This is a genomic window from Pseudomonas parafulva, assembly GCF_000800255.1.
Lineage (GTDB): Bacteria > Pseudomonadota > Gammaproteobacteria > Pseudomonadales > Pseudomonadaceae > Aquipseudomonas > Aquipseudomonas boreofloridensis.
The window spans coordinates 4,099,332-4,113,014 of the sequence record NZ_CP009747.1; the positions used below are offsets into that span (position 1 = coordinate 4,099,332).

Annotated in this window: 10 protein-coding genes and 1 pseudogene; 5 read left to right on the forward strand and 6 right to left on the reverse strand. The window is 60.3% G+C overall.

Annotated features, from left to right (window positions below):
• Positions 1–23: 23 nt before the first annotated feature.
• From NJ69_RS17890 to NJ69_RS17905, 4 genes are all read right to left on the reverse strand, one after another.
• A complete protein-coding gene (locus NJ69_RS17890) occupies positions 24–1,748 on the reverse strand; it encodes a putative 2-aminoethylphosphonate ABC transporter permease subunit (protein WP_039581771.1) in 1,725 nt (574 codons plus the stop codon).
• A 1-nt stretch (position 1,749) separates the two neighbouring features.
• Positions 1,750–2,808, reverse strand: a complete 1,059-nt coding sequence (locus NJ69_RS17895) for a putative 2-aminoethylphosphonate ABC transporter ATP-binding protein (protein ID WP_039581775.1) — start codon at positions 2,806–2,808, stop codon at positions 1,750–1,752.
• 127 nt (positions 2,809–2,935) lie between these two features.
• A complete protein-coding gene (locus tag NJ69_RS17900) occupies positions 2,936–3,805 on the reverse strand; it encodes a LysR substrate-binding domain-containing protein (RefSeq protein WP_039581777.1) in 870 nt (289 codons plus the stop codon).
• Positions 3,806–4,044: 239 nt separating this feature from the next.
• The gene (locus NJ69_RS17905; RefSeq protein WP_039581780.1) at positions 4,045–6,327 is read right to left on the reverse strand and encodes a heavy metal translocating P-type ATPase; all 2,283 of its coding nucleotides are present in this window, start codon (positions 6,325–6,327) and stop codon (positions 4,045–4,047) included.
• 98 nt (positions 6,328–6,425) lie between these two features.
• On the opposite strand from NJ69_RS17905, the gene cadR reads away from it, so the two are divergent.
• Positions 6,426–6,869 (forward strand): Cd(II)/Pb(II)-responsive transcriptional regulator, encoded by a 444-nt coding sequence (gene cadR / locus NJ69_RS17910; protein ID WP_029614759.1) that lies wholly within the window; start codon positions 6,426–6,428, stop codon positions 6,867–6,869.
• A 72-nt stretch (positions 6,870–6,941) separates the two neighbouring features.
• On the opposite strand, the pseudogene NJ69_RS17915 reads toward cadR, so the two are convergent.
• Positions 6,942–7,256: pseudogene (locus NJ69_RS17915) on the reverse strand (thymidylate synthase); the annotation flags it as partial.
• A 304-nt stretch (positions 7,257–7,560) separates the two neighbouring features.
• Here NJ69_RS17915 and NJ69_RS17920 point away from each other — a divergent pair.
• Positions 7,561–8,619: a hypothetical protein gene (locus NJ69_RS17920; RefSeq protein ID WP_039581784.1), complete on the forward strand. Its 1,059-nt coding sequence runs from the start codon at positions 7,561–7,563 to the stop codon at positions 8,617–8,619.
• Between the two features lie 267 nt (positions 8,620–8,886).
• Entirely contained in the window at positions 8,887–9,951 is a 1,065-nt protein-coding gene (locus tag NJ69_RS17925) for a beta family protein (RefSeq protein WP_039581786.1), read from the forward strand.
• Here the strand turns inward: NJ69_RS17925 and NJ69_RS17930 are convergent.
• Positions 9,948–10,493: a sce7726 family protein gene (locus NJ69_RS17930; RefSeq protein ID WP_039581789.1), complete on the reverse strand. Its 546-nt coding sequence runs from the start codon at positions 10,491–10,493 to the stop codon at positions 9,948–9,950. The genes NJ69_RS17925 and NJ69_RS17930 overlap by 4 nt on opposite strands.
• A 392-nt stretch (positions 10,494–10,885) precedes the next feature.
• Here NJ69_RS17930 and NJ69_RS17935 point away from each other — a divergent pair, with 392 nt between their 5' ends.
• Together NJ69_RS17935 and NJ69_RS17940 are read left to right on the forward strand one after the other, a co-directional pair.
• The gene (locus tag NJ69_RS17935; RefSeq protein ID WP_039581791.1) at positions 10,886–12,484 is read left to right on the forward strand and encodes an ATP-dependent nuclease; all 1,599 of its coding nucleotides are present in this window, start codon (positions 10,886–10,888) and stop codon (positions 12,482–12,484) included.
• Entirely contained in the window at positions 12,477–13,574 is a 1,098-nt protein-coding gene (locus tag NJ69_RS17940) for a UvrD-helicase domain-containing protein (RefSeq protein ID WP_039581794.1), read from the forward strand. Before NJ69_RS17935 ends, NJ69_RS17940 begins: the two co-directional genes overlap by 8 nt.
• Positions 13,575–13,683: the final 109 nt, after the last annotated feature.

Genomic DNA, 13,683 nt, shown 5'->3' on the forward strand with positions numbered 1-13,683 from the left:
GTTCCTTGAAGTGGGCAGTCGGATCAGGGCATGGGGGTGCGCTGACGCCAGGCCTGGGAGCGGCGCAGCAACCCCCGTGAGGCGGCGGCCAGCAGCAGCGAGGCGCTGGCGCTGGTCAGCAGGATCAAAGTGGACATGGCGGCGGCGCCACCGACATTGCCGGCATCGTCCATGTTCAGCACGGCGACGGCAGCCAGAATGGTGTCCGGGCTGTAGAGGAAGATCGCCGCCGACACCGTGGTCATCGCCGAGACGAACAGGTAGCGCACGATGTCCAGCAACGCCGGCAGGCAGATCGGCACGCTGACCCGCAGGAAGTGCCGGTACAGCGGCGCCTTGAGCGACAGCGCGGCGGCCTCGAACTCACCGTCGAGCTGACGCAGGGCGGTGCTGGCGGTCATCTGCGCGGTGGTCAGGTAGTGAGCGATGGTGCACAACACCAGCAGCGACAAGCTGCCGTAGAACACATGCAGTGGATTGCCCGGCAGATTGAAGAAGAAAACGTAGCCCAGCCCCAGCACCAGCCCCGGCACCGCCATGGGGATGAAGCTGACCAGACGCAGGCTCTGGGTGAGCAGGCGCTGGCCATGGGTCTTCTCCATGAGGTAGGCGCCGGTGAAGATCACCAGGCTGCCGATCAGCGCGCTGCACAGCGCCAGTGTCACGCTGTTGCGGTAGGCCAGCCAGCCACCGCCAGCGGTGTCCTCGAACAGGTAGTGCTTGAACGACAGGGTCAGGTTGTAGGGCCAGAAGGTGACCAGCGAGGCGTACACGGCCATGCCGATCACCGCCAACAGCGCCGCGCAGACCACCAGTACCAGCACCAGGGAGACGGCATCGCGCGCCCGCGACGGTGACGGCACGAAGGCCTCGGCCCTCCCGCTCATGGCCTGGCTCTGCCGCCGACGCAGCCAGGCATCGACGGCAAAACTGAGTAGCGCGGGCACCAGCAGGACCATGCCGATCAGCGCGCCGCGGCCGAACTGCTGTTGGCCGACCACCGCCTTGTAGGCCTCCAGGGCCAGCACCTGATAGTCGCCACCGACCACCACGGGCACGCCAAAATCAGTGATGGTCAGGGTGAAGACCAGGCAGAATGCGGCGAACACCGCTTGCCGCGTCGCGGGCCAGGTAATGCTGCGAAACGTCCGCCAGGGCCCTGCGCCCATGCTCGAAGCGGCATCGAACAGCCGCGCGTCGGCCAGCGACAAGGCCGACAGCAGAATCATCAGCGCATGCGGGAAGGTGTAGATGGCTTCGCCCAGCACGATGCCCCAGAAGCCGTAGATGTTGTCGTTCAGCAGCCCGCGCAGCAGGCCTTGGTTGCCGAACAGATAGACCAGCGCGATGGCCGGCAGCATCGAAGGGGCCAACAGCGGTAACAGGGAGATGCCCCGCCACAGGCCCTTGGCCGGAATGAGCGTGCGTTGCAAGGCGTAGGCGAACAGGTAGGCCAGTGGCACCACGATCAGCGCCACACTCAGGCCTACCGTCAGGCTGTTGCCGATCAGCCAGCGGAAGTGGGCGCTGGCAAATAATTCACCCGCCGCCTGCAGGCCACCGCCCTGGCCCGCGTCGCCACTGAAGCCGCGCCAGAAGATCGCCAGCAGCGGCAGCAGCACCGCCAGCAGCAGAAGCACCAGCAGCAGAGCCTTGCCACCGACCACGAAGACCCGGTCACCGAGCGCGACACCCGCGCGCGCTCCAGCCTTGGCAGACGGCGAGGACACGGACATTGACAGGCCCATCTCAGGCGAACACCTGCAGGCTCTGAGGCGGCAATGCCACCCAGATGTCCTGCGAGCGCAGCCGAGGCATGACCTCAGGTGCCAGCTCGGCGAGCAAGGCATGGCCCGGTAGCGCCTGCAACTCGAAGCTCAGGCGGCAGCGATTACCGAGAAAGGTGATTTCGCGGACCTTGGCCGGGAACAGGTTTTCTTCATGCACGACGGGGTTGACCGTGATCGTCTCCGGACGGCAGAACAGCCTGCCGCTACGAGCCTTGCCCGCGCCCGGCGCCAGGCGCAGGTTCAGGCCTGCGACCCGGGCGTGCTGGTCGTCGTGGCGTTGGAACGGCAGCCAGTTGCCCTGGCCGACGAACTCGGCGACGAAGGGTGTGGCGGGTCGGTCGTAGATGGCCTGCGCAGTGGCGTACTGCTCGACCTGGCCATTGTTCATCACCGCAATACGGTCGGCCATCAGCATGGCTTCATCCTGGTTGTGGGTGACCATCAGCGTGGTGATGCCGAGCTGACGTTGCAGTTGGCGCAGCTCACCGCACAGGTGCTCACGCACCCGAGCGTCGAGCGCCGACATCGGCTCGTCGAGCAGCAACATTGAGGGGGCCGGCGCCAGGGCGCGGGCCAGCGCCACCCGCTGCTGCTGGCCGCCGGACAACTGGCTGGGGTACTTCTTCTCGCTACCGGTCAAGCCGACCAGCGCGAGCATCTCCCCCACCCGGTGGCGTGACGCGCCCCGACCGCAACCGTTCAGGCCATAGGCGATGTTGGCCTCGACGGTGAGATTGGGAAACAGCGCATAGGACTGAAACAGGATGCCGTAGTCGCGCGCCTGGGGCGGCAGTTCGGAGATGTCCCGCTCGCCAATGGACAAGGTGCCCTGGTCCTGTTGCTCCAACCCGGCGATGCAGCGCAGTAGCGTGGTCTTGCCGCAGCCGGAGGGGCCGAGCAGGCACACCAGTTCGCCGGCGGCGACGTCCAGGCTCACGTCGTTCAGCGCGGTGAATGCGCCGAAGCGCTTGTGAATACCGCGCACGTGCAGGTGCGTGCCGGGAGTTGCGAGGTTCATGGCAAGGCCTCATCGAAGAGATGGGGCCATGCTAGGAATGCCGTGCGAAGGTTGCGTGGCGGTTGGGGCAAAGTGAGCGATGGTGGTATTGGCAGATTTGGGTTGGCGCGGGCTTTTCACACCGCGTCTAGAACCCGACTCCCGCCACTTCCTGGGCAACGCCCAGAAACGCGGCCGGCAAGCGCGCCTGTCGACGCTCCTTCAGGCAGTACAGGTACTCGTGCATCACCGGCGCATGCTCCAGGGTGAGCACGCGCAGTTCCGGGGTCAGGGGCACTTCATGGCGGGCGATGACACTGACGCCGATATTGCGCAGCACCCCTTCACGGATCGACTCGCGACTGCCGATCTCCAGCAATGCGCCCGCCTTGACGCCAGCCTCGTCGAGCAGCCGTTCGGTAAGCTGGCGCGTGGTCGAGCCGCGTTCGCGCATCAGCAGGCAGTGCCCGGCGAGCGCCTCGATGGTCACGTGCTGGCGCTGCGCCAACGGATGGCTACGGTGCACCGCCACCACCAGCGGATCGCTGCCCAACAGCCGCCGCACCAAGCGCGCATCCTCGACACACTGCGACGAGGCAGCGACATCCACGCGGTAGTCTTCGAGCATCTCCAGCACCTGCTGCGAGTTACCGATCTCGACGGTCACCTCGACCTGCGGCAGCCGCTCACGAAAGACCTTCACCAGCTCGAGCATGTAGTACGGCGCCGTAGCCGCCAGACGCAGGCTGCCCTGTCCCTGGGCGCCATTGCGCAGCTCGAACTCGATCTCCGCTTCCTGCTGCAGCAGCGCCTTGACTCGTGGCAGCAAGCGCACGCCTTCGTCGCTGAGCACCAGCCGCCGCCCGCCCCTGTAGAACAGCTCGATGCCGTACTGGCTTTCCAGGTTGCGCACCTGCGTAGTCACCGTCGGCTGACTCAGCCCAAGCTTCTTCGCCGCCTGAGTGATGCTGCCCAGGCGCGCCACCATATAGAACGCCCTTAGCTCGGCGCTCAGCATAGGGGGCCGCCCCGGAGGGGCGGCCAGCCGCAAGCTTCGAGCGGCAAGCGGCAAGTCACAGCGGTCAGGCGTCGTCTCATCAATCGCACATTCCCCTCGATCAGCTTGAAGCTTGAAGCTTGAAGCTTGAGCCGCAAGTTTCGAGCTACAAGCGGCAAGTCACAGCGGTGCGGCGTCGTCTCATCAATCGCACATTCCCCTCGATCAGCTTGAAACTTGCCGCTCAAAACTTGCCGCTGCTACTGACGTAGAAGTCGCAAGCCGTTGAAGACCACCAGCAGGCTCACGCCCATGTCGGCGAACACTGCCATCCATAGGGTGGCCAGGCCGGCGAAGGTCACGGCCAGGAAGATTGCCTTGACCCCCAGGGCCAGCACGATGTTCTGGATCAGAATGGCCGCGCTCTGGCGTGACAGCCTGACGAACGCCGGAATTTTGCGCAAGTCGTCGTCCATCAGCGCCACATCGGCGGTCTCGATGGCGGTGTCGGTGCCGGCGGCGGCCATGGCGAAACCGATCTCGGCGCGGGCCAGGGCCGGGGCGTCATTGATGCCGTCGCCGACCATGCCGACCCGATGCCCTTGGGCGTACAGGTCTTCGATGCTCTTGAGCTTATCGGCCGGCAGCAGATTGCCTTCGGCGCGGTCGATGCCGACCTGGGCGGCGATGGCCTGGGCCGTGTGCGGGTTATCGCCGGTCAGCATCAGCGTCTTGATACCCAGTTCATGCAACTCGGCAATGGCCTGGCGGCTGCTGTCCTTGACCGTGTCGGCCACGGCGAACAGCGCCAGCGGGCCGGAGCGGTCGAGCAGCAGCACCACGGTCTTGCCCTGACGCTCCAGCCGGTCCAATTGTGCTTCCAGCGCAGGAGAGCACAGGCCCAGTTCCTCCACCAGGCGATGGTTGCCCAAGTGATAGACCTCACCGTCGATCTCGCCGCGCACGCCGCGCCCGGCCAGCGCCGCGAACTCGCTGACCGGGCTCAGGGCAATGTTCTGTTCGCGGCCATACTGGGCGATGGCGCGCGACACCGGATGGTCGGAGCGCTCACCGAGGCTGGCGGCGAGCGCCTGGGCACGGCTGTCGAAACGCGAGTCGAGCAGGGTGAAGTCGGTCTGCACCGGCTTGCCATGGGTGATGGTGCCGGTCTTGTCCAACGCCAGGTAATCGAGCTTGCGACCGCCTTCAAGGTAGATGCCGCCCTTGATCAGAATGCCCTTGCGCGCCGCCGCCGCCAGGCCGCTGACGATGGTCACCGGCGTGGAAATCACCAAGGCACAGGGGCACGCCACTACCAGCAGCACCAACGCGCGATAGACCCAGTCGAACCAGGCGCCGGCCATGAACAGCGGCGGAATCAACGCCACCGCCAGGGCGATGGCAAACACGGCGGGCGTGTAGACCCGCGAGAACTGGTCGACGAAGCGCTGGGTCGGTGCCCGCGCGCCCTGTGCCTGTTCCACGGCCTTGATGATGCGCGCCAGGGTCGATTGCCCAGCGCCAGCCGTGACACGGTACTCCAGTGCCCCGGCCTGGTTGATGGTGCCTGCGAACAGCTTGTCGCCCAGGCCCTTCTCCACGGGCAAACTTTCGCCGGTGATCGGCGCCTGATCGACGCTGGACTGACCCTCGACCACCTCGCCGTCCAGCCCGATGCGCTCACCGGGACGCACCCGCACCCGCGCACCGATCGCCACCTCGCGCACCTCCACTTCACGCCACTGGCCATCGGCCTGCTGCACGGTGGCCATGTCCGGGGCGAGTTGCATGAGGCCGCTGATGGCGTTGCGCGCACGATCCAACGAGCGCGCCTCGATCACCTCGGCGAGGGTAAACAGCACCATGACCATGGCCGCTTCCGGCCACTGACCGATCAGCACCGCACCGGTGACGGCAATGCTCATCAGCGCGTTGATGTTGAGGTTGCGGTTCTTCAGGGCGATCCAGCCTTTCTTGTAGGTGCCCAGGCCACAGCCGAGGATAGCGGCCAGCGCCAGCGCGGCCACCAGCCACTCCGGCGCCAGGCCGGAAAAGTGCACGACTTCTGCAGCGATGGCGGCCAATCCGGAGAGCACCAGCGGCCGCCAGCGGGTCTTGTGCGCGCCCGGCGCGCTGGCGCTGCCGTCGTCTGCGTCGGCCAGGGGTTCGGCCTTCATGCCCAGGCTGTCGATGGCACGCACGATGGACGCGGTGTCGTCGAGGGTATGGCGCACGCCGAGGATACGGTTGATCAGGTTGAATTCCAGTTGCTCGATGCCGGCGAGCTTGCCCAGTTTGTCCTGGATCAGCGTCTGCTCGGTGGGGCAGTCCATGGCGTCGATGCGGAAGCGGCTCAGGCGCGCGCCGTCACTGGCTTTGTCGGTCAGTTGCACGAAGGCAGGCGCAGCCGCGCGGGTGCTGCAGCAACTGCCGCCGGGGCTGGCATGGGAGTGGTCATGGCCGCCATGATCGTGTCCCTGGTGATCGTGTCCATGATCGTGATCGTGCTCATGCGTAGGGTGGTGACTGACCGGCTGGTTCATAGGTTCGCCCTGATCGAGAGTGCCCACTGACGGGGTGTTGTTGCCAAGTGAACACCCTGTAGCCACTATAGGGTCAAGCACTCAAGGGGGAACGCGCGATGAAGATCGGAGAATTGGCCAAGGTGACCGACTGCGCCGTGGAGACCATTCGCTACTACGAGCGTGAGGCATTGCTCCCCGAACCGGCCCGTAGCGAAGGCAATTACCGGCTGTATACCCAGGCGCACGTGGAGCGCCTGACGTTCATCCGCAACTGCCGCACCCTAGACATGACCCTCGACGAAATCCGCAGTCTGTTGCGCCTGCGCGACAGTCCCGAGGGGGCCTGCGGCAGCGTCAATGCGCTGATCGACGAGCATATCGAGCACGTACAGGCGAGGATCGACGGGCTGGTGGCGCTGCAACAGCAACTGGTGGAGTTGCGCCGGCAGTGCAATGTGCAGGGGGAGGAATGCGCGATTTTGCAGCAGTTGGAGGTCAATGGCGCGGTGACGGCGCCGGAGGTCGAGCATTCGCACGTGGGGCGTAGCCACGGGCATTGATCGGACTGGAGTCGGGATGTAGGAAGTCGCAGCGTTGCCGGGGTTCGATGCGCCCCGGCAACGCGGTATGAATCAGACCGCCATGGGCGCGGTCATCGGTGCATGGTGCTCATAGCCTTCGAGCCAGAAGTCGCTCGGCTCGATCTTCTCCAGCCATTCGGGTTCGTACTTGCCCGTCTTGGCGAACTCCGGTACGCGCTCGCTGATCATCAGCTTCGGCGCTGCCAGCGGCTCACGCTTCATCTGCTCGTTGAGCATGTCCAGGTGGTTTTCGTACACATGGGCGTCGCCGATGAAGTAGGTGAACCAGCGTGGGGTATAGCCGGTGAGACGCCCGAACAGCGACAGCAGCGCCGCGCCCTCGGTGAGGTTGAACGGGGTGCCCAGCAATTTCACCCCCCACCTTTACTGCACATTACGTTGACTTGTAATGCCTTCCAAGCAACTTGGTATATGTGCATTATAGATTTTGCACATTACCTGCGCAACCCTTAATACTGGATAAACCACCAGTTTTTTAAAGTCCTTTCAAAGCTCATCTTCTCCTGCCCCCCCCCGAGATACGAGGCCTTCAGCCAAGAAATTGCCTCATCCTGGCAATGTGCTATCCATGGTGTCGGGGAAATCAATCTCCCTAGGATCAACTCCAGCGCTTCCGCAGCCGCTAAGACACAACCAGCAAGGAGAATCGATGCGCCTAGATCAGATGCCATACCACTCAATGCCCACCTTGGCCGTCCTTCCGTTCCGGCAGTTCCGCATCGGATGGACGTGGCAGCTGAGGGCGCTCAAGCTCTTCCCCGACTCCCAGCTGTCCTGGAAGCGTTACTTCTACGATAACGGCAGTGGCCATGCGAGGGTGGCTGTTTTCGCCTCCTACGAGGAGGCCATGGAAGCGGCAGACGAGTTCAACAGCCGCACCAGTGAACTGGTCGTCCAGGCGGTACCAGATCCTGTGCTGCAGAGCTCGACCACCCTGAAGGTCGAGAAAGCACTGACAGCGGCGCGCCGTATCCAGGGAGAAGAGGAGCTCATGGAGCGCGAGGCGATCAAGCGGAACGCCCATCTGCCCCGGCTCTCGGTGCAAGAGCTGAAACTGCACAATACGATGGAGAGCTTGCGCCAACCCCTTTACGAGGAGCTCGAACGAGCCCCCTATGTGGATGTGGTGGCCCTACCGCATTTCAACACATGCCTTCGCCGTGTCGATGACCAGACATGGGAGCAGATTGGAGCCCTGTCTCCCAAACGCTCGCAGATCTGTCTACGCGAAGTGACAGCCAAAGGGTTTGGTCTTTCGGGAGCTGACCACTGGGGAAGAACCAAAGCGCAGATACGCGCACTCTTACTCCCCCGAGCCAATCAGCTGTTGCAGTTAGCAAGCGTCAAGCAAATGCTCGCCGAGGCAAGGATGCGCGGCCAAAGGGTACTGGTCTGCGGTGGCTTCGTGTTTTGGTATGAGGACGACGGGGTGCCACGGTGGGTGGTGAAAAACACGGGTGGCGAGTCCAACAGCGATGAAGGAAACACCCTTTGGCACGAGGGAACGATCCTATCTAAGAACCATGGTCGTATAGTCGTGCTCCCCTATATCAAGGAGAACGGGGAAAAGGTTCAAGGGCACACGAAGAATGCACCACACGATGGAAAGGCGTTGCCCCGGCATTCTGAGCAGTACGTCACCCTCCCTTTCGAGATCTTGGATGGTGACCTCATGATCGGACTGTTTGGTGAACTCCACTATGAGTAACCCACTGACTAATCGGACATAAGTGCACCCCGTATCCCAAAAACAACGCATCCCAGGAAACAACGCATTAAAGCTTTTATTGACTGGCTAAGTGCTATCGTACCAATCTCCATCTGCCGTCTCGCTGGGAGCATGAGGTCGGCCAGTGGCAGTGAGCAAAACCGACATGTGCCATATGTCGACGCTCGCTGATCGCCGGGGCCTGTGAGTCGCCATGCCTTCAGCATTACGGCGAAACCGTTTTTCACAGCATGCAAGGAGCGCAAGATGCAGTACGTGGCTTGTTTACGAGTTGGTCAGAATGACGTTAAGGCGCTGATAAATCTGGAAGACCACAGGCGGGAAGTCATGGCTCCGCTGTTGGACATGCGAGGTGACGACGACAGACATCTTCAAACATTCCTAGCAAGTTGGACTGAGCATCCTTTTTTCCTAGACGTTTCAAGAATAACGAAGGACGTTGGTGAAGAATTCATTACTACCAATGACCTGCACAATCCTCATGGCGCGTTTGAGAACAAACGTCGATTCTTCTCCGATGTGGCAGGCATCAACCAGAACGTTATACCTGTGGTTTCCTGGGTTGATGACGATCCCCAACGAGCAGTCATCCAAAGTGCACTGGCTCTCCAGGGCGATTTCCCCCATATAGCCATCAGGGTTACCTGTCCGGAAAACCCCACCCCGACTTCGTGGAACAGATTGCTATCAATTCTGGATGCTCTTGAAAGCCCAGACACCGCGACGGTGATTTTGGACTTCGGTGCAACAGCTCCGGCCAATACTGCCTCAGGGTCGGATTTCAATGTATCCCTGCGTCAACTCAACAGCTACCAGATACGGAATCTGGTTCTGATGAGCACCTCCTTTCCTATCGACAAGCCGGCCTCAAATACCTCCCGTTCCTCCGCCTGCTATGACGTTGCATGGCAAGCAAGGGTCGACACCACTGGCATAGAGTCAGATATCGTCTATGGGGATTATGCAGCCACCAACCCAACCGCCTCAATGGAATACATACGAGGCATGCCTGTCCTTCCTTTCGCTTGCTACTACACCCCAACGGAATGGTGGCAGCGACGCAAAGGCTCGGATAAGGAATTTGTGCGATACATAGAGATCGCTCAAGAGATCAGAGGCTTGCCGGGGTATCACGGCGACGACTTCTGCTGGGCCACTCGTGAGTACAGCAGAATTGTCGCCACATCTACCGGCTACGGGAACAACGGAACATGGAATGGATACAGGATCAATCAGCATATCTGCGCCATGATCCAATCCATCGTAGATACTGACGGCTTCGATGACCTCGACGCCGATGACTTACTCTAACGATAACGTTGTTTCAGGCTGACCAATACATGTGACCTGATCACATCCATGGGAAGGGCGTCGCTGAGCTGGCGGCGCACTTCTTTTATGAGGTCGCGACTTTTCGTTGGCACCCCATGCTGGTTAGCGAGTGCATCCAACTCACTACGCCACAAAAATCCCGTAAGGTGGAATTTATCCTGGAGCTTGTTGGGCTTCGCCTTTCGAATCATCGCCATGCCGGAATAGTCATCGACGACGAGTACGCCAACATGCGGAAGACATGACTCAAGAGCCTTCATTAAGTGCTTTGAATGGCAGCATAGCCAGACTTCGTCAAAGCACGCCATATAGGCCTGCTGCTGACCCTCCCAGCGAGTCAACGTGTCAGCATGGGACTTGATTTCGAAAGCGGTCAGCTTCCCATTGGCGTGAACGAGATCGGCGCGTCTGGCCTTATCGATGAAGCACAGCTCCTCGATGAAGACGTCACTCTCTTCATGGGACATCGCTTTCGCGACCCACTGCTTGAGGATTGGGCGGATTTCGGTTGGATTCAACATGCGCGGATTATAGACAGACAGTTGACGCTTCTCACGCTAAAAAAGCGCCCAGTCGTCGACGACCACAGAGTCCGTACCTGCATGATAAATATGTTGCACGAGGCTGGTGGTACGCCCGATAGCAGCTTGGGCCAAGGTTTCCTGTCCTCACCTGCTCATCCCTGGCCGACCTCATTCCGTGATGCTGCGCCCGGCGAGGCATGGGACGTTCGCGCAGACCTATAGTGCGGACGATCGTTTATCCCAGCGATCGTAGCCGAAACTGCTGGCTTCATAGCGGCCATTGATTCGAAATTATCTGCCATCATAATGGCACTGCCTCCGGGAGCAGCTCAGAGGCCTGCTTTTACTTGCTGTTGTGCCCGCCATCTACCCACACCTAAGGACAGCAGATGATCACGAAGATCAAAATCCAGGGCTATCGGATCTACGGCGATTTCACGCTGCTGCCCAACAAGGATCTGAACATCCTTGTGGGCGGTAACGACGCGGGGAAGTCGACCCTGATGGAGGCAATTGGTCTCGCGCTCAACGGGCGTATCGGTGGTCGCTCCGCTCAGGAGGAACTGAACCCGTATTGGTTCAACAAACAGCTGGTTAATCAATTTCTGGAAGACTGCGACTGGGATGAAAAACCAGCGCTACCAGAGATCCTGATTGAGCTATTTCTAGAAAATCGGCCAGAGCTGCAGTTTCTCTGCGGAGCGATCAACAGCGATAGGAAGACGAATGCCTGCCCTGGCATCTCGTTCAAGGTCATCCCCAATCCTGAGTATGACGAGGAGTTGACCCAATGGCGTACCAAACCCAGCGCACTGATACCCGTTGAGTACTACAAGATTGAATGGCGTACTTTTGGGGATGAGGTACTGACTCGACGCCCCCGTCAGCTTGCCGTTGCGACTATCGATTCCCGTACCGTCCGCTCGACGTCAGGCATCGACTATCACCTTCGCCAAATCCTCAGTGACCATTTGGAGCCGGTCGAGAAAGCCAAGATCTCCCAGCATTACCGCGAGATCAAAGAGTCCATGACCTCTAACTCCCTGGGAGACGTGAACAAACGCTTGAAGGATATTCGAGCGCCACTGGATAACCAGGTGATGGCCTTGGCCATGGATCAAAGCGCTCAATCCTCCTGGGAGGGGTCGGTTACGCCACATGTGGATCATGTGCCTTTTGCGTTGGCAGGCCAAGGGCAACAGGCTTCGATCAAGATTTCGCTGGCCATGCAGCGCCTGTCCGAGCACACCAGCATCGTGATGATTGAAGAGCCAGAGAATCATCTGTCCCATACGAGCTTGACCACGCTGCTGTCGCGCATCGAGGAAGCTGCAGGCGAGCGTCAGCTGTTCATCTCCACTCACAGCGCCTATGTGCTGAATCGCCTAGGCCTGAGCTCCTTGCTCCTCCTGCATCGCGGCAAGGCATCTCACATCGAGACGCTTGATCCGGACACGGTCGGCTATTTCCAAAAGCTCCCAGGCTTCGACACGTTGCGGATGGTGCTGGCTCACAAGCTCGTCCTGGTGGAAGGCCCTTCGGACGAGATCTTGTTTGAGCGCTTCTTCAAAGACCTCTACGGTAAGCACCCGATGGAGCTGGGGATTGATGTGATGAGCATGCACGGGCTGACGTTGAGGCGCTGCCTGGAACTATGTACTGCCATCGATCGCCCAGTTGCAGTTCTTCGAGACAACGACGGGGAAGACCCAGACACCCTTAAGGAAACTGTCAGCGAACTGCTCGAAACAGGAAAGCGCGAGCTCTTCATTGGTGCAAAGGAAGCGGGCAGGACATTGGAGCCACAATTGAGGGCGTGCAACAACGAAGAGTCTCTGCGCAAGATTCTCGGGGCCACTGATCGGGCCAGCCTTGAGAAATGGATGTCGAGAGAGAAAACGGAAGCAGCACTTCTCATCGCCAAATCCAAGGAGGCTGTCACACCGCCACCGTATATGGCTGCAGCTGCGGCGTTCATTCATGGCTAACAATTACCTGACCCTGGCGGTTGCGGGCGCTCGCAAGACACAAGGCCTGGTGGAGCATTGCAAGGCGTTACCAGCCGATCGCAAAGTTCTGCTCATCACCTTCGCACAGGCGAACCAAATCGAGCTGCGCGAGCGTGTAAGGCGGTATGCCGGTGACCGACCCGGCTTGGAGGTCTCTGGCTGGTTCAGCTTCCTACTACGTCATTTCGTCAAACCCTTCGTCCCGTTCGCGTTCCCCGACAAGCGCTGCAGGGGCTTCAATTTCGAAGGTGATCCAGGACGATATGCCAGCGGTGAGAATCGATTTTTCGATTCGTCGGACAGTGTGTATGCGAAGGAGTTGGCACGCTTGGCCCACCAACTGATTGGCCAAAGCGGCGGGGCTTTGATTCAACGCCTCGAATGCCTCTACGACGAAATACTCATCGACGAGGTACAGGATCTTTCGGGTTACGACTGGGACATTCTGGAAGCTCTGTTCGGCACACGCATAGAGATACGGCTCGTTGGGGACGTCCGTCAGGCCGTCTTGTCCACCAATCCTCGTGGCCAAATGAAGAAGGCCTTCGCCTACTCGAAATCCATTGCATGGTTCAAAAAACAGCAGAAAGCTGGCCGGCTGGAAATCAACTTCAGCTCTGTCACGTGGAGGTGCTGCCAGACAATCGCTACCTTTTCCGACACTATCTTCGAGGCGAGCTGGGAGTTTCCGGAAACGACCTCACAGAATCACGTGATCACACCCCACGACGGCGTTTTCCTCGTGAGAAAGACTCACGTTCGTCAGTACGTTGAGACATTCCAACCTCAGTGCCTGCGCAATAGCATCAGCTCGGGCAAGGAGTTCGATCTCGACTACATGAACTTCGGGGTGTCCAAAGGACAGACCTTCAACCGCGTGCTGATTTATCCGACCGAGCCCATCGGCAAGTTCATCAGCAAAGGGGAGTATCTCCTGCCCCTTTCCGCAGCCGATTTCTATGTGGCGGTCACACGGGCCGAGCAAAGTGTAGCGATTGTCCTGGATAAGCCAGGGGCCTCACAGATCCCCTATTGGCACCCCGCTGTCACCACTTCACCGCCAGATTGATGCCCAGCTGTATAGCAAATGAACTTAGCTGGTGTCGGCGTCCTGTAGATTAAGGGTGGCCATACGCAGCCTCTTGCAGGGGCGCTTAACACACTAGGGAGACTCAATG

Coding starts and splice junctions, on each gene's coding strand:
- NJ69_RS17890 (WP_039581771.1), bottom strand. CDS start 1,748: ATGGGCCTGTCAATGTCCGTGTCCTCGCCGTCTGCCAAGGCTGGAGCG.
- NJ69_RS17895 (WP_039581775.1), bottom strand. CDS start 2,808: ATGAACCTCGCAACTCCCGGCACGCACCTGCACGTGCGCGGTATTCAC.
- NJ69_RS17900 (WP_039581777.1), bottom strand. CDS start 3,805: ATGCTGAGCGCCGAGCTAAGGGCGTTCTATATGGTGGCGCGCCTGGGC.
- NJ69_RS17905 (WP_039581780.1), bottom strand. CDS start 6,327: ATGAACCAGCCGGTCAGTCACCACCCTACGCATGAGCACGATCACGAT.
- cadR (WP_029614759.1), top strand. CDS start 6,426: ATGAAGATCGGAGAATTGGCCAAGGTGACCGACTGCGCCGTGGAGACC.
- NJ69_RS17920 (WP_039581784.1), top strand. CDS start 7,561: ATGCGCCTAGATCAGATGCCATACCACTCAATGCCCACCTTGGCCGTC.
- NJ69_RS17925 (WP_039581786.1), top strand. CDS start 8,887: ATGCAGTACGTGGCTTGTTTACGAGTTGGTCAGAATGACGTTAAGGCG.
- NJ69_RS17930 (WP_039581789.1), bottom strand. CDS start 10,493: ATGTTGAATCCAACCGAAATCCGCCCAATCCTCAAGCAGTGGGTCGCG.
- NJ69_RS17935 (WP_039581791.1), top strand. CDS start 10,886: ATGATCACGAAGATCAAAATCCAGGGCTATCGGATCTACGGCGATTTC.
- NJ69_RS17940 (WP_039581794.1), top strand. CDS start 12,477: ATGGCTAACAATTACCTGACCCTGGCGGTTGCGGGCGCTCGCAAGACA.